Source organism: Streptomyces sp. NPDC020898, assembly GCF_044333925.1.
Taxonomy (GTDB): Bacteria; Actinomycetota; Actinomycetes; order Streptomycetales; family Streptomycetaceae; genus Streptomyces.
The window spans coordinates 515,470-538,357 of record NZ_JBIRRV010000002.1; the positions used below are offsets into that span (position 1 = coordinate 515,470).

At 71.6% G+C, this 22,888-nt stretch carries 21 protein-coding genes; 7 read left to right on the top strand and 14 right to left on the bottom strand.

The window, feature by feature from the left end:
* Positions 1–32: 32 nt before the first annotated feature.
* The 7 genes from ACH4TV_RS10205 to ACH4TV_RS10235 form a co-directional block, all read right to left on the bottom strand.
* A complete protein-coding gene (locus ACH4TV_RS10205) occupies positions 33–737 on the bottom strand; it encodes a 2-hydroxychromene-2-carboxylate isomerase (RefSeq protein WP_398396199.1) in 705 nt (234 codons plus the stop codon).
* A gap of 18 nt (positions 738–755) precedes the next feature.
* Positions 756–1,502 (bottom strand): 3-oxoacyl-ACP reductase FabG, encoded by a 747-nt coding sequence (gene fabG / locus ACH4TV_RS10210; protein ID WP_398396201.1) that lies wholly within the window; start codon positions 1,500–1,502, stop codon positions 756–758.
* 63 nt (positions 1,503–1,565) lie between these two features.
* Complete coding sequence (locus tag ACH4TV_RS10215) at positions 1,566–2,816, bottom strand: beta-ketoacyl synthase N-terminal-like domain-containing protein (RefSeq protein ID WP_398396203.1); 1,251 nt, start codon at positions 2,814–2,816, stop codon at positions 1,566–1,568.
* Positions 2,816–4,096: a beta-ketoacyl-[acyl-carrier-protein] synthase family protein gene (locus ACH4TV_RS10220; protein WP_398396205.1), complete on the bottom strand. Its 1,281-nt coding sequence runs from the start codon at positions 4,094–4,096 to the stop codon at positions 2,816–2,818. Before ACH4TV_RS10220 ends, ACH4TV_RS10215 begins: the two co-directional genes overlap by 1 nt.
* A 32-nt stretch (positions 4,097–4,128) precedes the next feature.
* Positions 4,129–4,407, bottom strand: coding sequence for an acyl carrier protein (locus tag ACH4TV_RS10225; RefSeq protein WP_389348509.1), 279 nt, complete (start codon positions 4,405–4,407; stop codon positions 4,129–4,131).
* 103 nt (positions 4,408–4,510) lie between these two features.
* Positions 4,511–5,446: a LysR family transcriptional regulator gene (locus ACH4TV_RS10230; protein ID WP_398396207.1), complete on the bottom strand. Its 936-nt coding sequence runs from the start codon at positions 5,444–5,446 to the stop codon at positions 4,511–4,513.
* 192 nt (positions 5,447–5,638) lie between these two features.
* Entirely contained in the window at positions 5,639–6,424 is a 786-nt protein-coding gene (locus tag ACH4TV_RS10235) for a BTAD domain-containing putative transcriptional regulator (RefSeq protein ID WP_398396209.1), read from the bottom strand.
* Positions 6,425–6,768: 344 nt separating this feature from the next.
* Between ACH4TV_RS10235 and ACH4TV_RS10240 the strand changes: the two genes are divergently transcribed.
* The 5 genes from ACH4TV_RS10240 (at position 6,769) to ACH4TV_RS10260 (ending at position 13,564) form a co-directional block, all read left to right on the top strand.
* Positions 6,769–8,319: a tryptophan halogenase family protein gene (locus ACH4TV_RS10240; RefSeq protein WP_398396211.1), complete on the top strand. Its 1,551-nt coding sequence runs from the start codon at positions 6,769–6,771 to the stop codon at positions 8,317–8,319.
* Positions 8,320–8,340: 21 nt separating this feature from the next.
* Entirely contained in the window at positions 8,341–9,633 is a 1,293-nt protein-coding gene (locus tag ACH4TV_RS10245) for a cation:proton antiporter (protein ID WP_398396213.1), read from the top strand.
* Positions 9,630–10,151, top strand: a complete 522-nt coding sequence (locus ACH4TV_RS10250) for a flavin reductase family protein (protein ID WP_398396215.1) — start codon at positions 9,630–9,632, stop codon at positions 10,149–10,151. Before ACH4TV_RS10245 ends, ACH4TV_RS10250 begins: the two co-directional genes overlap by 4 nt.
* A gap of 87 nt (positions 10,152–10,238) precedes the next feature.
* Positions 10,239–11,036 (top strand): ABC transporter ATP-binding protein, encoded by a 798-nt coding sequence (locus ACH4TV_RS10255; RefSeq protein WP_398396217.1) that lies wholly within the window; start codon positions 10,239–10,241, stop codon positions 11,034–11,036.
* Entirely contained in the window at positions 11,033–13,564 is a 2,532-nt protein-coding gene (locus tag ACH4TV_RS10260) for an FtsX-like permease family protein (RefSeq protein WP_398396219.1), read from the top strand. Before ACH4TV_RS10255 ends, ACH4TV_RS10260 begins: the two co-directional genes overlap by 4 nt.
* Before the next feature lie 132 nt (positions 13,565–13,696).
* Here the strand turns inward: ACH4TV_RS10260 and ACH4TV_RS10265 are convergent, their stop codons facing one another.
* The 7 genes from ACH4TV_RS10265 to ACH4TV_RS10295 all read right to left on the bottom strand — a co-directional run bounded on the left by ACH4TV_RS10265 (position 13,697) and on the right by ACH4TV_RS10295 (position 19,949).
* On the bottom strand, positions 13,697–14,719 hold the full coding sequence (locus ACH4TV_RS10265) for an ArsR/SmtB family transcription factor (RefSeq protein ID WP_398396221.1): 1,023 nt from the start codon (positions 14,717–14,719) through the stop codon (positions 13,697–13,699).
* Positions 14,720–14,760: 41 nt separating this feature from the next.
* Complete coding sequence (locus ACH4TV_RS10270; protein ID WP_398396589.1) at positions 14,761–15,699, bottom strand: ATP-binding cassette domain-containing protein; 939 nt, start codon at positions 15,697–15,699, stop codon at positions 14,761–14,763.
* A 42-nt stretch (positions 15,700–15,741) separates the two neighbouring features.
* A complete protein-coding gene (locus ACH4TV_RS10275) occupies positions 15,742–15,963 on the bottom strand; it encodes an MbtH family protein (RefSeq protein ID WP_398396223.1) in 222 nt (73 codons plus the stop codon).
* A 142-nt stretch (positions 15,964–16,105) separates the two neighbouring features.
* The gene (locus tag ACH4TV_RS10280; protein ID WP_398396225.1) at positions 16,106–17,656 is read right to left on the bottom strand and encodes an amino acid adenylation domain-containing protein; all 1,551 of its coding nucleotides are present in this window, start codon (positions 17,654–17,656) and stop codon (positions 16,106–16,108) included.
* 120 nt (positions 17,657–17,776) lie between these two features.
* Positions 17,777–18,424: a 4'-phosphopantetheinyl transferase gene (locus ACH4TV_RS10285; RefSeq protein ID WP_398396227.1), complete on the bottom strand. Its 648-nt coding sequence runs from the start codon at positions 18,422–18,424 to the stop codon at positions 17,777–17,779.
* Entirely contained in the window at positions 18,409–19,260 is an 852-nt protein-coding gene (locus ACH4TV_RS10290; RefSeq protein ID WP_398396229.1) for an alpha/beta hydrolase, read from the bottom strand. The genes ACH4TV_RS10285 and ACH4TV_RS10290 overlap by 16 nt, the downstream gene beginning before the upstream one ends.
* Complete coding sequence (locus ACH4TV_RS10295; protein WP_398396231.1) at positions 19,257–19,949, bottom strand: tryptophan 2,3-dioxygenase family protein; 693 nt, start codon at positions 19,947–19,949, stop codon at positions 19,257–19,259. Before ACH4TV_RS10295 ends, ACH4TV_RS10290 begins: the two co-directional genes overlap by 4 nt.
* A 255-nt stretch (positions 19,950–20,204) precedes the next feature.
* On the opposite strand from ACH4TV_RS10295, the gene ACH4TV_RS10300 reads away from it, so the two are divergent.
* The gene (locus tag ACH4TV_RS10300) at positions 20,205–20,396 is read left to right on the top strand and encodes a hypothetical protein (protein ID WP_398396233.1); all 192 of its coding nucleotides are present in this window, start codon (positions 20,205–20,207) and stop codon (positions 20,394–20,396) included.
* A gap of 59 nt (positions 20,397–20,455) precedes the next feature.
* On the top strand, positions 20,456–22,723 hold the full coding sequence (locus ACH4TV_RS10305; protein ID WP_398396235.1) for a TOMM precursor leader peptide-binding protein: 2,268 nt from the start codon (positions 20,456–20,458) through the stop codon (positions 22,721–22,723).
* Positions 22,724–22,888: the final 165 nt, after the last annotated feature.

Below are 22,888 nucleotides of genomic sequence, written 5' to 3' on the forward strand. Positions count from 1 at the left end.
CTAGGTGAAAGGTGGTGGGGGCGCGGCGGCGGTCAGCCGCAGCCGCCCGCGTGCCCGTCGTCGGTGGCCGTGCCGATGCCGGCGGCGGTGAGCTCGCGCGGTGCCGCGGTGGCCGGCTCCTCCTGGGAGCGCAGGTGCTCCACGAACGCGTCGAGCCGGTCGATCCCCCAGAAACGGCTGTAGCCGTGCACGAAGAACGGGACGCCGAACACACCGTCCGCGCAGATGTCCAGGAGGATGCGGATGCCCTCGGCGCGCAGCTCGGGCCGGTCGCTGGCGCGGGACAGGCTCAGTGGGTCGATGCCCAGCTCCCAGCCGATGTCCTCGATGGTCCGCCGGTCGCAGATGTCGCGGCCCTGGCCGAACCTGGCCCGGTACACCGCGTCGATGTAGTCGTGGCCGCGGCCCTGGGCGCGGGCGACGAGATAGCCCAGGTGCGGGACCTCCCAGATGGAGTCGCGGTCGACCGGCCAGACGACCTTGATGCCTCGGGACTTGGTGAGGCGGCCGATGTCCTGGAGCACGTAGCGGTGCTTCTCGCGGGACATCTCCGAGTAGGGGAACCGGCCGCCCTGTTCTTTCATGAGCCGTGCGCTGAGCTGGTCGGGCTCGAAGAAGGGCACCCATTCGAGGCGCTCCGCGAGGTCCGGATGTTCGGCCATCACCGTGCGGTAGGCGAGCCAGGAGTATGGGCTGCGCAGGGAGAAGTAGATCCGCGGCGTCTTGTTCTTGGGCATGGTGGCGCCCCTTTCCGGTCAGACGACGAGACCGCCGTCGACTCCGAATACCTGTCCTGTGATGTACGAGGCGCGGTCGGACGCGAGGAACGCCACCAGGTCGGCGACCTCCTCGGGGCGGCCGAGGCGGCCGAGCGGGATGCGCTCGGTCATCCTCTCGACGTGCCCGGCGGCGAGGCCGGAGAGCATGTCGGTGTCGATGAAGCCGGGCGCGACCGCGTTGGCACGGATGCCGTAGCGACCCGACTCCTTGGCGAGGGCCTTGGTGAAACCGATGATTCCGGCCTTGCTCGCCGAGTAGTTGGCCTGGGTGGCGTTCCCGTACACGCCGGCCACGGACGACAGCGTGATCACGGAACCGGCCTTGCGCTTCATCATCGCGAAGACCGCGGCTTTGCAGAGGTTGTACGTGCCGTCGAGGTTGACCCGCACGACCGCGTCCCAGTCGGCCGGTGCGAGGAGCACCAGCGGGTTGTCGCGCACGATGCCCGCGCAGGACACCACGGTGCGCAGCGGACCGAGTTCGCGTTCGGCGGCCTTGACGAAGCCGCGTACGGCGTCGTGGTCGGCCACGTCCGTACGCGCCGCGTACACCCGGGCGCCCGCGGCGGTGGCCTCCTCGGTGACGGCTTCGGCGGCCTCCTTGTCGGACTGGAAGCAGAACGCCACGTCGTAGCCGTCGCGGGCGAGCCGGGTCACCACATGGCGGCCGATGCCGCGCGAGCCGCCGCTGACGAGGGCGACGGGTCGATCGGTTGCGGACATGCTGGTCTCCTGAAGGTTCTTGAGGCAGGGCTCCGTCGGCTCGGGCCCGGATGTGGGCACGGCTCAGCCGCCGACGAACACGGCGCAGCCGACCTGGCCGTCCCGCTCGACACCGGTCACCAGGGCCGCTTCACCGGGTCCGAGGCCCCGCTCACCGGCCGTGGCGAGGACGGCGGCCAACTGGAGCGCGGTGGCCGCGGCGGAGGTGTCGCCGATCCGTTCGCGCAGACGTATCCACTCGGGGTGCGCGCCGGGCAGGGCGTCGGTGACGGCCTGCTCCTCCTCGGCGGCCAGTGCCCCGGCAGGCAACGTTTGCCCATTAAGGAGCGGCGTCCGGTGCGTGCTCTCGGCGTGCCGGCCGGAAGCCCTCGTACTGGATGTACTTGGGCTTTCGGCCGGTGCGGCGAGAGGGCGTGCCGGGCGTCGCGACGGGGCGAACGTTGCCTGTCGGGGCACTGGCTTCCCACCGCCCCCGAGCGGGGCCACGAACCGGATGTCCTCGGGTGCCACCCCCGCCGTGTCCAGCACGTTGCGAACGCACACGGAGAGCGCCTCGCGGGGGCCGTCGGTCCCCCGGTAGCCGCGGAAGCGGACGGCTGCGACGCGGGCCAGGGCGGTGCGGCCCGCTGCCGCGGCGTCCTCGGCGGGCTCGACCAGGAACACGGCGGCACCCTCACCGAGGGGGGTACCGCGCTCCTCGTCGGCCCGCCCGTGCCACTCCAGCCAGGCGCGCTGCGTGGTGAACTCCTCGGCCGCCCCGCAGAACACGCGCGTGCAGTGTCCGCCCCGGTGCAGCCGCAGCGCGTGGTTAAGGGCAAGCAGGCCGGTCAACGAGCCGCCCGCCACCGTGGTGTTGGGGCCCTTGATGCGGTGCCAGATGGCACTGTGTCCGGCCGCCCGGTTCATCACGGTGTTCGGGAAGCGGGCGGGCTCCACGTGGTAGGGGCGCTCCCCGGTGAGGGAGTCCTTGGTGAAGTCCATGATGCTCTGGACGCTGCCGGAGCCGGTGCCGAGGACCAGGGCGGTCTGCTCGGGCTCGGCCGCAAGTTCCCCGGCGACGGCCTCGACGACTCCGCCGACGGCGGTGACGGCGAGCGCGGTCACCCGGTCCATGGTCCGGGTGCCCTTCTTGCCGAGGTACTGGGCGGCGGTGAAGTCCGGCACCAGGGCGGCCTGCTGGAAGGGAACCTCGTAGATGGCGCGGTCGAGGGCGGCCACGGCGTCGCGTCCCTCGGCGAGCCCTTTGCGCAAGGGGGCGTTACCGACGCCGTAGGGGGAGATCGCCGACCAGGCGGAGATGACGAGGGACGACATCAGGCAGCCTCCTTGACGGGCTCCGCGCGTTCCGCGCGTTCCGCGCCCGACACGCGGTTCACGCGGCCGAGGATCACCACGGCGTTGTTGCCCGCGAAGGCGAGGGCGTTGTTCTGCACGACGTTCAGGACGGCCGGACGGGCCTCGTTCGGCACGCAGTCCAGTGCGCACTCGGGGTCCGTCTCACGGTGGTTGAGGGTCGGCGGGATGAAGTTCTCGGTGATGGCAAGGGCGCAGGCCGCCGCTGCCAGGGCGCTGGCCGCCCCCATGGAGTGGCCGAGCATCGACTTGATGGAGATCGTGGGCGGCGGGGTGTCGAAGACCTGCCGGATCGCGCCGGCCTCCGTCACGTCGTTGGCCCGCGTCCCCGTGCCGTGCGCGGAGATGAAGTCGATGTCCTCCTGCGCCACACCGGCGTTGCGGTGCGCGATCTCCATGCAGCGGGCGAGGCTGTCCTGGTCCGGCGACACCGGGTGGTGCGCGTCGCAGTTCAGTCCGTAGCCCAGCACCTCGGCGTAGATCCGCGCCCCGCGCGCGAGGGCGGAATCGAGGCTCTCCAGGAGGAGGACACCCGCTCCCTCGCCGGTGAGGATGCCCTTGCGGTCGATGTCGAAGGGCTGGCAGACCTCCGGAGCGATGGTGCCCAGGCGGTAGAAGCCGGTGAACGTCTTGCGGCAGACGGCGTCGGCGCCGCCGCACAGGGCGGTCTCCACCTCTCCGTGCCGGATGGCGTCGAAGCCGCTGCCGATCGCGTAGTTGCCGGCGGCGCAGGCCGTCGGGATGGTCAGGGCCTCGACATCGACCAGGCCGAGTTCCCGGACGATGCCGCTGGACAGGCGCCCGGCCTGCGCCCTGCGCGCCAGACCGGGCGACAACCGCTCGGGTCCTTCCTCCAGTTGGATGCCGGCCAGGGTGTCGAGATCGCGCGACTCGGCGTCGGTGGTGCCGATCGAGACCAGCACCCTGCGCTCGCGCAGGTCCCGCGCGCTCAGACCGGCGTCCGCGACAGCCATGTTGGCCGCCGCGACGGAGAACTGGGTGGCCCGGCCCAGCTCCTGGGGGTCGACGTGGTGGATCCACTCGGTGGGCACGAAGTCGGTCACCTCGCATGCGTTGGCATGCGCGAAGCCGGTCGTGTCGAAGGCCGTGATGGGCTTGACCTCGCTGCGGCCGGACTTCAGTCCGTCCAGGAAGGCCGGGGCTCCGAGCCCGATGCTGGTGACCGCGCCGAGTCCGGTGATGACCACCCGGCGCGGCCGCTGCTCCTCGTCGTACACCATGCTCTCCCGTCGTGTCCGTCAGGCCGCGGTTGCTAGTTGGTCCGGGCGAGCTTGGCCGCGACGGCCTCGCCGACCACGGTCACGACGCTGTCCAGGTCGACCATGCGGGAGAGCTCGGCCTGGTCGATGTCGGCACCGAAGGCCCGCTCCAGCTGGGAGAGGATCTCGATGGCGCCCATCGAGTCCGCCTCGTGGTCCTCCTTGAAGCGGCTGGTGCCGGTCATGTCCTCCGGTTCGATCTCCAGGATGTCGCAGATGATCTCCTTGATCCTGGCGCGGTCCTCGGCGTTGAGCTCATTCGTTGTTGTCATGCCGACGATGCTGGCGGACCGCGCTGATCCCTCACTGACGAGTCACTGACCACCCGCTGACAGACTCGCCCCAAGGTCTTGTGTCCCGCGGTTCTGTGAGGAACTACGTGAGGAACGGCTGGAGTTCGGGAAGCTCGGCGTGGTGCTCGACGAGCCATTCCCAGTAGCCGGGCACCGTGCGCGCGTAGGCGCAGTAGTAGTCGCGGACCGCGTCCACGAGGCGGCGCAGCGTCTCCTCGGTGACCGCGCCGCGGCGCCACACCAGGAGCATCTCGACGAGCTCGGTGTCGGGGAGCGGCTGCAGGCGTACGTCGGCGGTGGCACCGGAGGGCGTGGCCAGGGCCGCGGCTCCGCTGTCGTGCACCCATGTCATCGCCTCGCGCTGCGTGCTGACCTGGTGCAGCACCGTGGCGGGGCCGGCCCGGCCGAGCCGGCCGAGCAGCCGCTCCTCGACGGTGTGCAGCCAGTGGTGGCTCGAGTAGCGCACCCAGACCCGTCCGACCCGGTCGCCGTCCGTGGGCAGCGCGAGCCAGACGGGCTCGCGCACGACGACCGCGCTGCCGAGGGCGGGATCGGCCACGTCGGACGCGTGGCCGGACAGCAGAGCGAGGCCCGGCACCAGGGCCACGGAGAGCGCGCCGCGGCGCACGCCCGCCACCGCGGCGGCGGGTGAGAGGGTCTCGGTCGCCACGGTGGTGTCGGGCAGCACGCTCTGCAGGGCGTCGCCGAGGGTGGGCGGGGTCCATTCGGTGTTGCCGAGGCGCAGTTGGCCGGCGGTGGCGCAGCTCGCCTGGGCGACGACCTCGTCGGCTCGCTGCACGAGATCGCCGAGCAACGGGATCAGCCGTTCCCCCAGAGGGGTCGGTGTGACGCCGGTTCGGGACCGCACGAACAGGGTGCCGCCGACTGCCCTTTCGATACGTTTGAGCTGGGCGGTGAGACTCGGCTGGGGCAGATTGAGTTCGCTGGCGCCGCGCGAAATGCTCCCGGCTTCACTAATGGTGACGACGATCCGCGCATGCCTTAGTTCGATGTCCATGAGCCGCCTTACGTCCCAGAGCGGGCATACGGACTCCGCCCGTTCCGGGACCTGTTCGGAAGGTCAGGAGCCGGAAGGGGCGGAGAATCCACTGCCGATCCACGTTAACTGCGACGCGGGAGGACGGACAGTCACCTATTGCCGTACTTCAATATCCTTTCAGCATTCCCTCAGCATTTCCTCAGCAGGACTTCAGCGGTGGGCGAGAACCTGCCGCGGTTCACCGAGTCTGGGGTCCTGTTCCAGAATCGCCTGATAGGCGTGGTGCAGTGCGCGGCCCGGTTCGAGCCCCATGTCGTCCACGAGCCTGCGACGCGCGCGATGAAACACATCGAGGGCTTCGGCCTGCCGCCCCGCGTGGTAGAGCACCAGCATCAACAACTCGCTCAGCCGCTCCCGTTCGGGATGTTCGGCGGCCGTCCCGCGCAGTTCCGGCAGTGAGATCCGGTGCGGGTCCACCGCCAGACGCGCGGTGATCAGATCCTCGTACGCGGTGATCCGCTGCTCCTCCAGATCGGCCGCGGCGATCCGCACCCGAAGCCCGTCATGGACATCGCTCAGGGCGGGACCGCGCCACAGGGACAGGGCCTCTTCCAGCACGACGGCGGCCAGGGCGGGGTCACCCGTCACCAGGTCGGCACCGCTGCGTGCCTGCTCACGGAAGCGGTGGGCGTCCACAGAGCCGGCGGGGACGTCGAGTTGGTAGCCGCCGCCCACGGTGCGGATCAGCTCGTCGCCGCGCAGGCCCGTGATCGACCCCAGATGTTTGCGCAGCCGGCCGACGCTGGCCTGCAACGCGTTGCGCGCATTGGTGAGGGTGCGGCTCGCCCACAGCTCGTCCTCGAGCTGGTCCGCCAGGATCGTGCGGCCCGGCGAGAGCGCGAGCAGGGCGAGGATCGCCGTCAGACGCTTCGACACCACGGTGTGCTGCCGGGTGCCGTACCGCACAGAAACAGAACCGAGAACCTGTATGTCCACTGAGAATGCCCCCGTATTCGTCGGTTGGTGGGGCCAAATATCGCCTGTGTCCACCGGTCGGGGGAAATACCATTCGCGCCACCGACAAGCACCCGGATGGTATGGCCACAGCGGGAACAAGCCTGTCCGGTACGCGCACACGCCCCGGCACCCCTTGCCGCGCGTGCGGCGCGTGGGCATAATTCCGAACCTCACTGACGGTTCGCTGACGCCGCCGGATCCCGGCCACCGAACCGTTTCAACCGGCGTGTTTCAGCGCCCGCTTAACAACCTGTTGCGCTCCTTGGCCGGTTCCTAGGCTCCTCCCGTGTACGGGAAGTCGGTCAGCGAACAGGAGTCAACTCATGCTCAACAGACTTGTGATTGTCGGCGGCGGAACAGCGGGATGGATGACTGCCTCGTACTTCAAGGCGGCATTCGGGGACCGGATCGACATCACGCTGGTGGAGTCCGGCAACGTCGGCACGGTCGGTGTCGGCGAGGCGACGTTCAGTGACATCCGGCACTTCTTCGAGTTCCTCGGGCTCAAGGAGAAGGACTGGATGCCGGCGTGCAACGCGACGTACAAACTCGCCGTCCGGTTCGAGAACTGGCGAGAGAAGGGTCACTCCTTCTACCACCCCTTCGAGCAGATGCGATCGGTCAACGGCTTCCCGCTGACCGACTGGTGGCTGCGCGGGGGCCCCACGGACCGGTTCGACAGGGACTGCTTCGTGATGCCCTCCGTCATCGACGCCGGGCTCAGCCCCCGCTACCTGGACGGCACGCTGATCGACCAGCCCTTCGTCGAGGGCGCTGACGAGATGCAGGGCCTGACGATGTCCGAGCACCAGGGCAAGACGCAGTTCCCCTACGCCTACCAGTTCGAGGCGGCCCTGCTCGCCAAGTACCTGACGACGTACGCGGTGGAGCGCGGCGTCACGCACATCACGGACGATGTCGAGAAGGTCAATCTGGACGAGCGCGGCTGGATCTCCGGTGTCACCACGGCCGAGCACGGCGACATCGAGGGTGACCTGTTCGTCGACTGCACCGGGTTCCGCGCACTGCTCCTGAACAAGGCCCTCGAAGTCCCGTTCATCTCCTACGCGGACACCCTGCCCAACGACAGCGCGGTCGCCCTCCAGGTCCCGCAGGACATGAAGGCACGCGGCATCCTGCCCTGCACCACCGCCACCGCCCAGGACGCCGGCTGGATCTGGACGATCCCGCTGATGGGCCGCATCGGCACCGGCTACGTGTACGCCAAGGACTACCTGTCCCCCGAGGAGGCCGAGCGCACCCTGCGCGAGTTCGTCGGCCCGGCCGCGGCCGACGTCGAGGCCAACCACATCCGCATGCGGATCGGCCGCAGCGAGAACTCCTGGGTCAACAACTGCGTCGCGATCGGCCTGTCCAGCGGCTTCGTCGAGCCCCTGGAGTCCACCGGCATCTTCTTCATCCACCACGCCATCGAACAGCTCGCCAAGAACTTCCCCGACGAGTCGTGGAGCCCCGTCCAGCGGCAGCTCTACAACGACTCGATCGCCCATGTCATGGACGGAGTACGGGAGTTCCTCGTCCTGCACTACGTCGCCGCCAAGCGCGACGACACGCAGTACTGGCGCGACGCGAAGACCCGGCGCATACCGGACGGGCTGGCGGAGCGCATCGAGACGTGGAAGACCCAGCTCCCCGACACGGAAACGGTCTTCCCCTACTACCACGGCCTGCCGCCCTACTCGTACATGTGCATCCTGCTCGGCATGGGCGGAATCGAACTGAAGCCCTCCCCGGCCCTCGCCCTGTCCGACCCGGGCGCGGCGGAGCGGGAGTTCGCGGAGATCCGCGACAAGACACGCCGGCTGACCGAGACCCTGCCGAAGGCGTACGACTACTTCGCCGCGCAGCACTGACCGGCTGGAAGGTGCTGCGCAATGGACTTCCTGCATACGTTGGGCCACGCCGCGCACCTGGCGGCGCTGCTCGCCGCAGTTCTGCTGCTCGCCCGCATGGGCCGGGGCGTGGCCCGCCGGCTGCGCCAGCCCGAGGTGATCGGCGAGATCGTGGTGGGGCTGCTCGCCGGGCCCGCCGTGCTCCATCTGCTCGGCCAGGACACGTTCGACGCGGTACTGCCCGGCTCCGCCCTGGACGCGCTGAAACTCGTCGCCAAGGCCGGGCTCGTGCTGTTCCTCGTCGGGCTGGCCCATGAACTGCGGGCCGGGTCCGGCGCCGGGCGGCGCGCCACCCTCTGGGTGGCAGCCGGATCCCTGATCCCGCCGCTGTTCGCGGGCACCCTGCTCGCCGGTTTTGTGCTGCTTCAGGACGACCCCGCGGTGCGCGGAGCCGCCCCGCTTCCCGCGTTCGTCCTGATGGTCGCCGTCACGTTGTCCATCACGGCCGTCCCGGTCATGGCCCGCATTCTCGCCGACCGCGGCATGAGCTCCACCTCGGCCGGACGGCTCGCGCTGGCCGCGGCCGTCGCGATCGACGCGGTCGGCTGGCTGCTGTGCATGCTCGCGATCAGCCTGGGCGCCGGAAGCGCGACGGGTTTCCTGCACTCCGTCCTCGGCATCGGGTTCGGTGCGGCGGGCGCGCTCGCCGTGCGGTACGGGCTGCGCACGTCGGCCGCGCGGCAGGCCTGCGCGCGCCGGCCACGGGCGGCCACCGTGGTGCTCGGTGCGGCGGCGCTCGCCGTGGCGCTGACCGTGGAGCACCTCGGCATGACGGCGATCCTCGGCGCCGCCCTGGTGGGTCTCGCGATCCCGACGGGCGACGACACCCCGTGGACCCCGGTCGTGGCGAACCTGACCCGGGCCGGGCGGACGCTCGTACCCGCGTTCTTCGTCGTCACCGGCATCACCGTGCTCAACAAGGCCTTCTCCCAGCTCTCCTGGACACTGCTCGTGGCGACCCTCGTGCTCGCCTGCGCGGGCAAGGGGATCGGCGGCTACCTCGGGGCGCGCCTGGGAGGTCAGCCACGCGGAGCGTCCCGCCGGATCGCGGTGCTGATGAACGCACGCGGGCTCACCGAACTGATCGTGCTCCAGGCCGGCTTCAGCGCGGGGATCCTGACGGCTCCCCTGGTGCTCGCGCTGACCCTGATGGCGGTGGCCACCACCGCCGCGACGGGTCCGCTGCTCGGCCTCCTCGACCGCGGTGCGAGCGGACCCGAACCCGCTCGCACCCCCGAACCGGTCGCCGCGGCGGCGGAAAGCGGTACCCGATGACCCGGTCCAGCGTCCGGACGGCGACGGCCACCACCCCGTCCGACGACTTCCGCACGATGATGGGCAGCTTCCCCACCGGGGTCGCGGTGATCGCCGCGGAGGATCTCGACGGCACCCCGCGCGGCATGACCTGCTCGTCGGTGTGCAGCGTCGCCGTGGCCCCGCCGACCCTCCTGGTGTGCCTGCGGGACGGCAGCCCCACGCTCCAAGCCGTGCTCGCCTCGGGTGAGTTCACCGTGAACCTGCTGCACGAGGACGCCCGGAGCGTCGCCGAACTGTTCGCCTCGGGGGACCCGGAGCGGTTCCGGATCACCCACTGGGAGAGGACGGCCGGCGCCGCCGGACCGCACCTCCCCCGGCACGCGCACACGATCGCCGACTGCACCGTGTCCCTGACCCAGCGCATGGGCGACCACGTGACGGTCTTCGCAACGGTGCGGCACATCAGCCGACCGAGCGGGCGGCCCCCGCTCCTGTACGGGCTACGGCAGTTCGCCGCCTGGCCCACGACCCCCTGACCACCGGGTGCGGGGCGCCCGCCTCCCCGGAGGCACGCCCCGCACCCCCGATCCGGCCCTGCCATTCCCACGCCCCTAAGGACACCCATGAACGGGACCCAGGACCCGCCCGCCCAGCCAGTCGTCCGCCTCGAATCCGTCAGCCGCCTCTACGGCGGACCCAAGAACGGGGTGACGGCACTCGACAACGTCAGCATCAGCCTGGAGAGGGCTACCTTCACCGCCGTCATGGGCCCCTCCGGATCGGGGAAGTCCACCTTCCTGCACTGCGCCGCGGGCCTCGACCGGCCGACGTCCGGGTCGGTGCACCTGGACGGGGTGGACCTCGCCTCGCTGCGGGAGAAGTCCCTGACCAAGTTCCGCCGCGAGCGCATCGGCTTCGTCTTCCAGGCGTTCAACCTCCTTCCCGCGCTCAGCGTCGTGGACAACGTGACGCTGCCGCTGCGCCTGGCGGGCACCCGCCCCAAGAAGGCCGTCGTCGACGAAGTCCTCGAACAGGTCGGTCTGTCCGGCAAGCGGCGCAGCCGTCCCGGTGAGCTGTCCGGTGGCCAGCAGCAGCGCGTCGCCATCGCGCGGGCGCTCGTCACCCGGCCCGCGGTGATCTTCGGCGACGAACCGACCGGCGCTCTGGACACACGTACCGCCGCCGAAGTGCTCACGCTGCTGCGGCAGTCGGTGGACGTGGTGGGACAGACGATCGTGATGGTCACCCACGACCCGGTGGCCGCCGCATACGCGGACCGGGTCGTCTTCCTCGCCGACGGCCGGCTCATCGGCACGCTCGAACGTCCGTCCGTCGACCAGGTCACGGAGCAGATGCAGAAACTGGGCACATGGAGCGACCCGTTCGCGCTCCAGGGACCGGAACACGGGGTGCGCCGGTGATCCGCATCGCGCTGCGCACCCTGCGCTTCCACAAGGGCGGCTTCATCGCCTCGTTCGTGGCCCTGTTCTTCGGTGCCGTCATCGTCATCGGCTCCGGCGGGCTCCTGGAGACCGGAATCCACAACGCGGCGCCGCCGCACCGGCTGGCCGCCGCGCCGATCGTCGTCACCGGCGACCAGCGCTACGCCTACACACGGCAGGAACTCGTCTTCCCCGAACGGCTCCACATGGACGCCGCGTACGCTGACAAGATCGCGGAAGTCCCGGGCGTCGAGGCGGCGGTGCGGGACCTGTCGTTCCCGGCGGCCCTCACCGAGGGCGGCCCGGTCACCGGTCACGGCTGGTCCTCCGCCAAGCTCTCCCCCTACCGGCTCACCGACGGTACGGCCCCCGGCACGGACGGCCAACTGGTCCTGGGCCAGGGCCTGGCGGACCGTACGGGGCTGAAGACCGGCGACCGGATCCGCCTCCTCGTCCACGGCGTGGAGAAGAGCTACCAGGTCTCCGGACTCGCCACCGGTCCCGACGACGGCGCGGACGTCTTCCTCGCCGACGCCGAGGCCGCCGAGGTCGCCGACCGCGTCGGCACGACCGACAACATCGGCGTCTTCCCGGCCTCCGGCGCGAACACCCAGGAGGTCGCCGCCGCTGTCCGCGAGGTCGTCGACGGCTCGGCCGTCACCGTGCTGACCGGGGACGAACGCGGCCGCGCCGAGGACCCGGACGTGATGGCCGACGGCAGCGATCTGGTTCCGCTCGCCGCCGCGTTCGGCGGTCTGTCGGCGATGGTCACCGTGTTCGTGGTGGCCAGCACGCTCGGCCTCTCCATCCAGCAGCGGCAGCGCGAGATGGCACTGCTGCGCACGATCGGCACGACACCGGGGCAGCTGCGCCGCCTCATCCTCGGCGAGACCCTGTTCCTCGCGATCATCGCCACCGGGCTCGCCACCATCCCGGGCCCCCGCTTCGGCCACTGGCTGCTGAACGCGTTCGCGGACGCGGGCGTCGTACCGGAGTCGATCGCCTACCGGGCCGGTTCCTGGCCGGTGATCGTCGGCGTGGGCACGGCGCTACTCACCGCTGTCGGCTCCGCGTACATCGCGGCGCACGCCGCGGCGCGCACCAGGCCGACCGAGGCGCTGGCCGAAGCGACGCTGCAGCGCCGCTGGTTCAGCGCGTTCCGGCTGATCGTCGGGCTGCTGTGCCTGGCCGGGGGCGGGGCCCTCGCCTGGGGCACCGCGCGCTCGGCGGGGCCGGACGCGGCCGGGGTCGCCACTCCGGCGGCGATGGTGTGGGCGGCGGCGTTCGGTCTCCTCGGACCCGTCGTCGTACGCGCCATGGTGGCCGGGCTGCGCCGTCCTGTCAGCAAGGTGTCCGGGCTCGCCGGTGAACTCGCCGCGCACAACGCGCGGGCGCGCACGGCCCGCCTCGCGTCGGCCGTGATGCCGGTGATGCTGGCGAGCGGTCTGGCGGTCGGCCTGATCTACATGCAGACCACGCAGTCCGACGGTGCCCAGCAGGCGTTCGACGAGAACCTGCGCGCGGACGTCGTCGTGACATCGGCCTCCGGTGGTCTGCCGCTCGGCCTCGTCGACACGGTCCGCAGGCAGCCGGGGGTGGCGGCGGCGTCCGCGCAGATCCCCACGACCGGCTACATCGAGCCGGACGAGCCGATGCGGCCGAGCGAGGGCGAGGACAAGGGCCCGCAGCCCACCGAGCTGTCGCTGCAGGGAGTCACGCCCCAGGGCCTGGACCGCACGACCGCCTATCACGCGGCGACGGGCAGCCTCACCGCCCTGAGCGGCGACTCCGTGGCGCTGCCCGCCACGTACGCCAAGGACCGTGAGCTCGGCGACCTGGTCCCGATGCGGCTCGGTGACGGTACGCAGGTCAAGCTGAAGCTGGTCGCCACCATCGACGGGCGGCGCGGTTACGAGACCGCGCTCGTGCCGGCGTCGGTACTCGTCGGGCACACGAACGGCGGGCTCGTCCCGCAGATCCTGGTGCGCGCGGCCCCCGGCACGGACCCGGCACGGCTGAGCGCGTCACTCTCCACGCTGGCGAAGCAGCAGCCCGGCCTCCAGGTGGTCGGACGGGAGGTCCTGGAGGCGGCGCAGGCCGACGCGGACGACACCCAGGCGTGGATGGCGTACCTGGTCCTCGGAGTCGTCGTCGGCTACTCCACACTCGCCCTGATCAACACGCAGGTCCTCGCGACGACCGAGCGACGCAAGGAGTTCATGCTGCAACGCCTCATCGGGGCCACGCGCCGCCAGGTCCTGCAGATGATGACGGTCGAGGCGTCCCTGGTGGCCCTGGCCGGCATCCTCCTCGGTCTCCTGGTCGCCGGGGCGACGCTGGTGCCGCTGAGCATGAGCATCCTCGGCACCGCGCTGCCCGGCGGCTCACCGTGGATCCTCGTCGCGGTGGTGGCCGGAGCGGCGGCGCTGACCCTCACGACGACCTTGCTGACGGCGGGCGCCGTCCTGCGCGGCCGGCCCGGGGACATGGCCGGCATCAAGGAGTAGCGGAGCACACGCCGACGGCGGTGCCCGGCACGGTGGTTCGTGCCGGGCACCGCCGTCGGCGTCGCAGCGGGGTGCGCACAGCGGTGCGCACAGAACACGCCCCGGCGCCGGGCCGGAGGGAGAGACGGAACGTCAGGCGGCCGGAGTCGTGCGTGCCGTCAAGTCGGTCACCGGGCGCGGCTCACGGTGGCCCACCGCCCCGCCGGCCGGGCGACGGCGGGCCGGGACCCCCGCGGCGGCCGGTTTCGCCGGGCGGGGGGAGATTCCCTTGAGGAGGGCGACGCCGAGGGGGGTCAGGGTGTGCAACACCGTGTTGCGGATGCGGCGGGTCGTGATGAGACCCGCCCGGCGCAGTACCGCGGTGTGCTGGCTGGCGCCCGCCGCCGAGATGCCGAGCCGGTCCGCCAGCTGGCTGGTGGTGCAACTGCTGCGCAGGGCGTGCAGCGCGGCGGCCCGGGTCTGCCCGACCAGGGCGCCGAGCGACTGGCCGCTGTCGTCCGGCTCGTCCCACAGCCCGGTCGCCTGGTGGGTGTCGGGCGGCGCGGCGAAGGCGAGCACGACCGGACCGTTGTCGTCGAGGCGGCGGGTGACCCTGCCCGGCCGGTGTGCCAGGAACACGGACGGAGCGAGCACCAGACCGCGCCCGTCGAGGCGGATGTCCTCGTCGGGGCCGTCGTGGATCTCAAGGACCGGAGCACGCCAGGTGATCTTGGAGTGCAGGGTGGTCAGGAGCAGTTCCACCCCGCCGGCCATCAGTACGCGGCCGCGGGCCTCGCACTCGGCCTCCAGATAGGCCCGTACATGCTCCCAGTACGGTGCCACGGCGACCCGCCACACCAGCGACAGATCGCCGGCCGCCGGGTGGAAGGGCGGACCGGGTGCGTTCCGCGCGGCGGCGGCGTCGGTGCCGACGTAGCGGCCACTGCGTTCGATGAGGTCGATCAGCCCGTCGAGTCCGGGGGCGGCGCTGCCGCCGGTCAGCGGGAGCGGCCACTGGGCCAGCCGCTCCCCGACCTGGCTGCGCCAGCGGGCGAACGGCGCACCGACGCCGCGCCCGAGCAACCCGTACGCGAAGGCGCTCTCCACGAGCGGGCCGGCGGTCGTCCGCAGCCGGACCCGGGCGAAGTCAGCAGGGATGAAGTGGATTCGTTGCATGGTGATGCCCCCGTGGTCGCGCTGCTGGCGGCGACCGCCGCTCAGGTCGACTTGCCGGTGAGGGAGATGAAGACGTCGTCGAGGGTGGGTCTGCGCAGGGCGAAGTCGGCGACGTCGACCCCTGCCTGGCGCAGCGCTGCCGCAGCGGTCTCGATGCTCTGTATGCCGTCGCTCAGGACGATCGACACGGTGCCGTCGGCGAGGTCCGCGGACGGCTCGCCGGGGGCGACGCGGCGCAGCGCGTCGGCAGCCCGCGTCACGCTCTCCGGCCGGGTGAGGGACACTTCGAGCCGCTCCTCACCCGCGGTGCGTTTGAGCTCCTCCGGGGTGCCCTCGGCGATGACCCGGCCGGTGTCGATGACCGCGATCCGGTCGGCGAGGACGTCGGCCTCTTCCAGGTACTGCGTGGTCAGGAGCACCGTCACACCGTCGGCGACCAGCTCCTTCACCGCGTCCCACAGCCGGGAGCGGCTGACCGGGTCGAGGCCCGTCGTCGGCTCGTCCAGAAAGAGGACGGACGGCCTCGCCACCAGGCAGGCCGCCAGGTCGAGGCGGCGCCGCATACCGCCCGAGTACGTGCGCGCCGGGCGGTCGGCGGCCCCGGTCAGCTCGAACCGGTCGAGCAACTCGGCCGCCCGGGCGCGCGCGGCACCCCGGCCCAGGTGGGTCAACGTGCCGATGAGGACGAGGTTCTCCCGTCCGGTGAGCATGTCGTCCACCGCCGCGTACTGTCCGGCGAGGCCGATGCGCCGCCGTACCTCGGCCGGCTGACGCACCACGTCGTAGCCGGCGACCCGGGCCCGGCCGCCGTCCGGTTCGAGCAGGGTCGCGAGCATTCTGACGGTGGTCGTCTTGCCCGCCCCGTTCGGACCGAGCAGGCCGAGCACGGTTCCCGACGGCACCGCCAGGTCGACTCCGCCCAGCGCCTGCCGTCGCTCGTACCGCTTGCACAGGCCCTCGGCCTCGATCGCAAGTTCCACCGCTGCCACCGCTGCTCCTCCGCCCCGACTCGGCCGGGCTCGTCAGGCGGCCGGAGCGTCGGCGGACGGGCCGCGCAGGCTGCGCGGGCGCAGGTCGGTCCAGTGCTCCTCCACATACGCGAGCGCCTTGTCGCGCGAGCTCTCGTCGAGGGCCACCGTCCAGCCCGCGGGGCGGTCCGCGAAGGCGGGCCACAGGGAGTGCTGGCCCTCGTCGTTGACCAGCACCAGGAAGGTTCCGTCCGGGTCGTCAAAGGGGTTCGCCACGTCACACACTCCAGGTCGTGTCGGTTTCGATCGCCGGTTGTCGTCCACCGGACTCATCGAGGATCTCGACCCGCGCTGACGAAACGCTGACTGCTCACTGATGTGCGCCACGCGCGACCCGATGGTGAGCGGCCGCTCCCGTTCACGCCACGCGCGACCTCGTCGCCGCGACGTCACGCTTGCCGTTGGCGTTCACGACGATCTCCGGCACGGTGTGCACGGTCTCCGGCACCAGGGCCGAGGGCAGCACCGCCGTGAGCGCGGAGCGGACGGCGTCGGCGAGGCCGTCGGTGCCGGCCGCCGCGACAGGCCGTACGAACAGCTCCAGCGTGTCGATCGGGCCGCGCACGACGTCGAACACCGCGTCGGCGACACCCGGCACGGACAGCACGTGATGGCGGAGTTCCCCGAGTTCGATCCGGTGACCGTTGACCTTCAACTGGTCGTCCGCGCGCCCGAGGTAGAGCAGCGTGCCGTCGGGCCGCAGCTCCACCGTGTCGCCCGTGCGGTAGGCACGCCCGGCCGCCCCGCCGAGCTCGGCCTCGTCGATGAACCGCTCGCCCGACGGCTGCGGGCCCAGGTAGCCGGCCGCGACCGCGCGGCCGGCGATGACCAGTTCGCCCGGACTGCCCTGCCCCACCGGACGCAGCTGGTCGTCCACGACGTACGCCCGGGTGTTCCACGCGGGCCGGCCGATCGGCACGGTCGGCGTCGCGGGCAGCGTCGCACGGTCGAAGGGGAACGCACAGCAGCCGATGGTGGTCTCGGTCGGACCGTAGTGGTTGACGAGCCGGACCCCGTCGAGGCGGTCACCCAGGGAGGCGATGAGCGCCGGGTCGAGGCCTTCGCCGCCGAACATCAGCAGCCGCGTCACCCGGTCGTAGCGGGGCGGCTGCGCGAGGACGTCGAAGAAGCGGGCGTGCGAGGGAGTCATCTTCACGAACGTGTACTTCTCCGGGCGCTCGCCGAACAGCGTCTTCTGGTCCCACAGCCCGGCGACGGTCACGACGGTGCGGCCCTGCGCGAGCGGGAGCCACAGCGACGTCATCGCCAGGTCGAAGCCGAGGCTGCCGAACAGAGGGCTGCCGGTCCCTTCGGAGCCCACCAGCTCGCCGCACCAGGACACGTAGTTGACCAGCGAGGCGTGCGGCACCAGAACGCCCTTGGGGACGCCGGTCGAGCCGGAGGTGAACACGACGTACGCGATGTCCTCCGGGCCCGGCAGGGTGGCGCTCCGGTCGGGGGCGTCGGCGTCCGGCAGGGCCGCCATGTCGATGAACGGTATGGATCGGGCGGGCAGTCCCCCGGTCGCGTCGGGTCCCGAGTGCAGCAGCGCGGTGGGAGTGGCGCCGGCGAGTACGGCGGCGGTGCGCTCGCCGGGGTGCTCCGGGTCGATGGGCACATAGGCCGCGCCGAGCGCCATCACCGCGAGGGCTCCCGCGACGGTGTCCGGGGTCCGCGCGGCGATGAGGGCCACCCGGTCCCCCGCGACGACGCCCGCCTCGTCCAGGGCGGCGGCCACGACAAGGGTCCGTCGCCACAACTCCCGGTAGGTGAGCGCGCTGTGGGCCGACCGCACCGCCACGGTGTCGGGCCGGGCCCGCGCGTGCCGTACGACCAGGTGGACGACGGACGCCTCCGCGACGGGGCGCACCGCGCCGGACACCGAGCTGGGGTGGGGTACATGGACCATGACGGGGGCTCCTGGGTGCGGACGGGTCAAGGACAGCGGCGCGGTCTTCCGGACGATCGCCAGCGTAGGAACACGCGGCCGCCCGGACCACGCTCTTAAGCCCCCGCCGAAACTCACCGGTCAGCCGTCGAAGGCGACGGCCACCAGAAGCCCGTCCCTCGCGAGCCAGCGGCCGGTGAAGTCACGCCGGTCCGGGACCAGGACAGCGGCTCGGAAGGTGTGGTCGGCCGGGTCGAACGCCACCGACACGTCCCGGAAGGTCAGTTCGGTCCCGGTGTCCGGGAACCACGCCTTGTAGACCGCTTCCTTCGCACAGAACAACAGCCGGTCCCAGCAGGCGAGTCGGGAGTGTGACGCCTCCAGCGCCGCCAGCCGTTCGCGTTCCCCGGGCAGCGAGACCGTGCCGAGCACACCCTCGCGCAACGGGCGCCAGGGCTCGGCGTCCACCCCCAGTGCGCGCACGTCGCTGCGCCGCGCCACGACGGCGGCCCGGTATCCCCGGCAGTGCGTCATGCTCCCCACCACCCCGTCGGGCCAGCGCGGCACCCCCCGCGCGTCCGGTATCAGGGGCGCGGGGGTGTTGCCGAGCGCGGACAGCGCGCGGCGGGCGCAGTGCCGGACCGTGGTGAACTCGCGGCGTCGCCCCTCGCTCACCCCGGCGACCGCGGCCCGCTCCTCGGGGTGCAGGGCGTCGTCCGCCGCGTCGGCGCGGGCCTCGGCCCCGGCGACGTACGACGGCAACAGCCCCTCGATCAGCGGCCGTTGCACAGGATGCCCAGCACCGCGGCGCCCAGCACCGTGTCCGGGTCCGCCAGGTCGAAGGGCAGGTCGAAGTGGTGGCGTCCGGGTACGACGAGATCGGTCACCTCGGTGCCGCCCTCGCGGGCGGCACCGACGAACCGGTGGTGCTGCGCGGTGAACGCGTCCGTCTCGTTCTCGCCCAGGGCGACGACGAGCCGGGGAAGCCGGGTGGGCATGCGGTGCAGCGGGCTGCAGTCGCGGGCCTCGTCGGCGTCCATGCCGAGGGCGTCATTGACGTAGGTGTGGCGCAGGGGCTCCAGGTCGTAGACGCCACTGATCAGCGTCGCGGAGGCGATCGTTTCGGCGGGGCCGAGGCCGTCGGCGTCGAGGAGTGCGCTCGCGACGAGGTGGGCCCCAGCGGAGTGACCGCCGAGGTGAACGGCCCTGGGCGCTATGGGCAGTTGGGCCCGGCCGGTGCAGATTCGGCGCAGTGAGTCGCTGACGGCCGCGGTGATCGCGCGCAGGCGGTGGCGCGGCGCCAGGCCGTAGCCGAGCGCCGCGAAGGAGATGCCGGCGGCCAGGAAGTCCCGTGCGGCGAAGGCCGCTTCGGACGTGCTGAGCTCCTGCCAGTAGCCACCGTGCACGAACACGAACAGGGGGGCGTGCGGGTCGGGCGCCGGGAACAGGTCGAGCCGCTGCTCGGGCAGGGGGCCGCAGGGCAGGTCCAGGTGGACGGGGAGATCGGCGCGGGCGCGGGCGCTGTCAGTGGCGTACCGGGTGAGGTGGACGTCGAGGTCGGTGACGCGCGAGCTGGGCGAGTACTCCCGGTCGAGGCGGGTGCGCGCCGTGTCGGGCGCGGTCACGGCAGGGGGGTCCAGACCTCGGGCAGCATCCGGCGCAGGGCGGCACGCCACAGGTAACCGGCGCCCTCGGATCCGGCGGTGCCCACGGCCGTGCCGAGGAAGCGCTCGGCGAGCACGGCGTGCCGGGCTCGCCAGACGGCCGCGGCGTCGTCGAACTCAAGAAGGGCCAGCCGCACTCGTTCGGCGGCCGCCGGGTCCGCGCACCTGCCGACGAAGTCCCGGTAGGCCTCGGCCACCGTCCGTTCCCCGAGCCGCTTCTCGAGCCGCGCCCGGTCCTCCTCGGTGAAACCGCCCGTGGTCAGGTAGCGGGAGTCGCGCAGGCCGCAGAGGAACTCGATCTCGCGGAACTGCGCGGACTGGAATCCGCTGGCGTCGCCCAGGGCTGTCCTGATGCCCTCGAACGCGGCCGGGGTCAACGTCGCGAGGACGTCGAAGTGCCGGGTCAGCGTGGCCATCAGCCGCGGCAACGGGGCCGCCCTGCGTACGGCCTTGTCCGCGTCGCCCGTGTCCAGGGCCGCGCGTATCTCCTCCAGATGGCGCAGGGTGACGGCGAAGAGGATCTCGCAGGACTGGTGTGTGGCCAGGAAGAGGACGTGGTCGACATCGTCGTCGTGGACACGGGCGGTCCGCAACAGCTCGTCGAGCCGAAGCACGTGGCCGTAGGGCGGGGAGGCGGTCTCGGCAGTCACAGGGGCCTTCTTCCTCGCGTACGGAAGCCGAAAAGGAGCGTCCCGTGAGCGTGCCACGCGACGCCGGACGGATCACCGTGATCAAGCGGAGCCTTAAAAGGCCACCTCCGGCCCCACGTGAGTTCTTCATCTCCCAGTGATGAGACCGGCACTGTGCGCAGCGAGGCCGACTTCGCAGAATCTTCCACGGAGCACGCAGCACCACCGAGGCAAGGAACACACACCAACACACACCACACCAACGAGGGATGAGACATGAATCTGCTTTCCTCCGGCATTCAGTTGAAGGCCGACAGCACCGTTCCCGCCCGCGCCGCCCGGTCCGTCCTCGTGATCGAGGAGCTCGACTCGGTGGCGGACCACATGGTCGCGCTCTCCACGTTCTGCATCCAGGCCGAGAGCGCTGTCCCCGCCGCCGCGCGGAGGGCCGGGCGGCTCGACGCGTGACTCCTTTTGACGTACGGAAGGACGGGTCCCCCGTGCTCGCTGCGGGGGACCGTGTCCTGGTGGGTTTCAAGAGCCACCTCCGCCCCACGGTCCTGCCGGACGACGCGACGTATCTGGTGTCGCGCCGCGGCGTCACAGCACTGCACGGCCACCCGGCGGAGGTCCTGGTGCCGCTTCTGGACGGTACGCGCAGCCCGCATGCCGTGCTGCGTGAGGCCGCCCCGGAACTCGGCATCGAGGACGCCGAGGCGGCGCTGCGTGCCCTGGACGGTGCGGGTCTGCTGCGCTTCGACGTTCCCGAACCGCCGCACACGGACCCGGCCGCCGAGGCGTACTGGGACCTGATCGGCCTGGACGGTGGCCGGGCCGCGGCCACCGTCGCGGGCGCCACCGTCGCGGTCGAGGCGCTGCCCGGAGTGGCGGCGGATCCCGTGGTGCGGGCCTGTCGCGCCGAGGGGATCACCATCTCCCCGCCCGGCACCGACGCCGACCTGTCCCTCGTCCTGTGCGACGACTATCTGTCACCCCAACTCGCCAAGGTGGACGCGGCACACCGCGCCGCCGGGCAGCCATGGCTGCTCGCGAAGCTGTGCGGGGCGGACCCGTGGGTCGGTCCGGTGTTCCGACCGGACAACGGCCCCTGCTGGCACTGCCTTTCCGTACGGCTGCGCGGGCACCGCCACTCGGAGGTGCCGGTGCAGCGGGCCCTCGGGCTCGACGGGCCGCTCCCCCGCCCCGTCGCGTCCCTGGCCGCGGGACGCTCTCTCGCCATCGGCATCGCCGTCCTGGAGACGACGAAGTGGCTGGCCGGGGTGCGTGATCCGGAGCAGGGCCACATCCACACGATGGACACGGTCCGTCTGCGCACCGCCTCACATCCGGTGAGCCGACGCCCGCAGTGTCCCGAGTGCGGGGACGCGGATCTGGTCGCCCGGCGGGTGCGCGCCCCGTTCCGGCCGGTCACCCGCCTCAAGGCCGTCACCGTCGGCAGCGGCCACCGGGCGCTGACGGCACAGCAGATGCTCGGCACGTACGGCCATCTGGTGAATCCGGTGACCGGTGTCGTCAAGGAGATCAGAAAGGCGCCCGGCTGCCCGGACTTCGTCACCTCCTACGTCTCCGGTCACAACCTGGCGATGGGGTCCGCGACGCTCGCCGGGCTGCGCTCCGGTCTGCGCGCGCTCAGCGGCGGCAAGGGCCTGAACGAGACGGAGGCCCGCGCCAGCGCCCTGTGCGAGGCGGTGGAGCGCTACAGCGGAACCCGGCACGGTGACGAGCCGGTGGTACGGGACTCCTACCGCGGCCTCGGCTCAGCAGCCGTGCACCCGAACGACTGCCAGCTGTACGCGGACCGACAGTACGCCCAGCGGGAGCTCTGGAACGCGACCCACTCCCGGTTCCAGCACGTCAGCGCCCCCTTCGACGAGACACTGCCCACCGACTGGACCCCCGTCTGGTCCCTCACCCACAACACCCGGCGCCTGTTGCCCACGTCGATGCTCTACTTCGCGGGCGCGGGAGCGGGTACACGGACGGGGCCAGGAACCGACGACGGCCTGTGGGCCGACTCGAACGGCAACGCCGCCGGCAGCAGCCCCGAGGACGCCCTCCTGCAGGGCTTCCTCGAACTGGTCGAGCGGGACGCGGTCGCCCTGTGGTGGTACAACCGCACCCGGCAGCCCTCGGTCGACCTGGACGCCTTCGACGAGTCCTACGTGGAGCGGCTGCGCCACGGATACCGGCGCGTCCACCGGGAGATCTGGGTCCTCGACCTGACCTCGGACTTCGGGATCCCCGTCATGGCGGCGCTCTCCCGTCGCACCGACAAGCCGGCCCAGGACGTCATCTTCGGGTTCGGCGCCCACTTCGACCCGCGGACGGCGCTGCGGCGCGCGCTCACCGAGATGGGGCAACTGCTTCCCGCGGTGTCCGACGTCCTGCCCGACGGGTCCGGGTATCGGATCGACGATCCCGAGCCGACGCGCTGGTGGCGGCACGCCACGGTCGCCAACCAGCCCTATCTGACGCCGGATCCGCAGGTCGCGCCACGCGGCCCCGGACACTGGCCGGCCCCGCACCGCCCCGACCTCCTCGACGATGTGCACGCGATCACCGAGCTGGTCCACGCCACCGGTCTGGAACTCCTGGTCCTCGACCAGCTGCGTCCCGACCTGAGCCTGCCGGTGGTGAAGGTGATCGTGCCGGGCCTGCGGCACTTCTGGGCCCGGTTCGCACCTGGCCGCCTGTTCGACGTACCGGTGGCGCTCGGCCGTCTCCGGGAGCCGACCGCGTACGAGGAGCTGAACCCGACACCACTCTTCGTCTGACAGCGGCGGAACATCCTCACAGCTGCCGAAGGTCCCGTACCCACCCTGCCGGGCAGGGGACCTTCGGCGTAATTTAACGCTCAATTAAACATTGAAGCGGAACGTTCACCACAGCGCTCCCACCTGCGGAAACAAGATCCTGAGAGATCCAGGTGAGCACAGAAT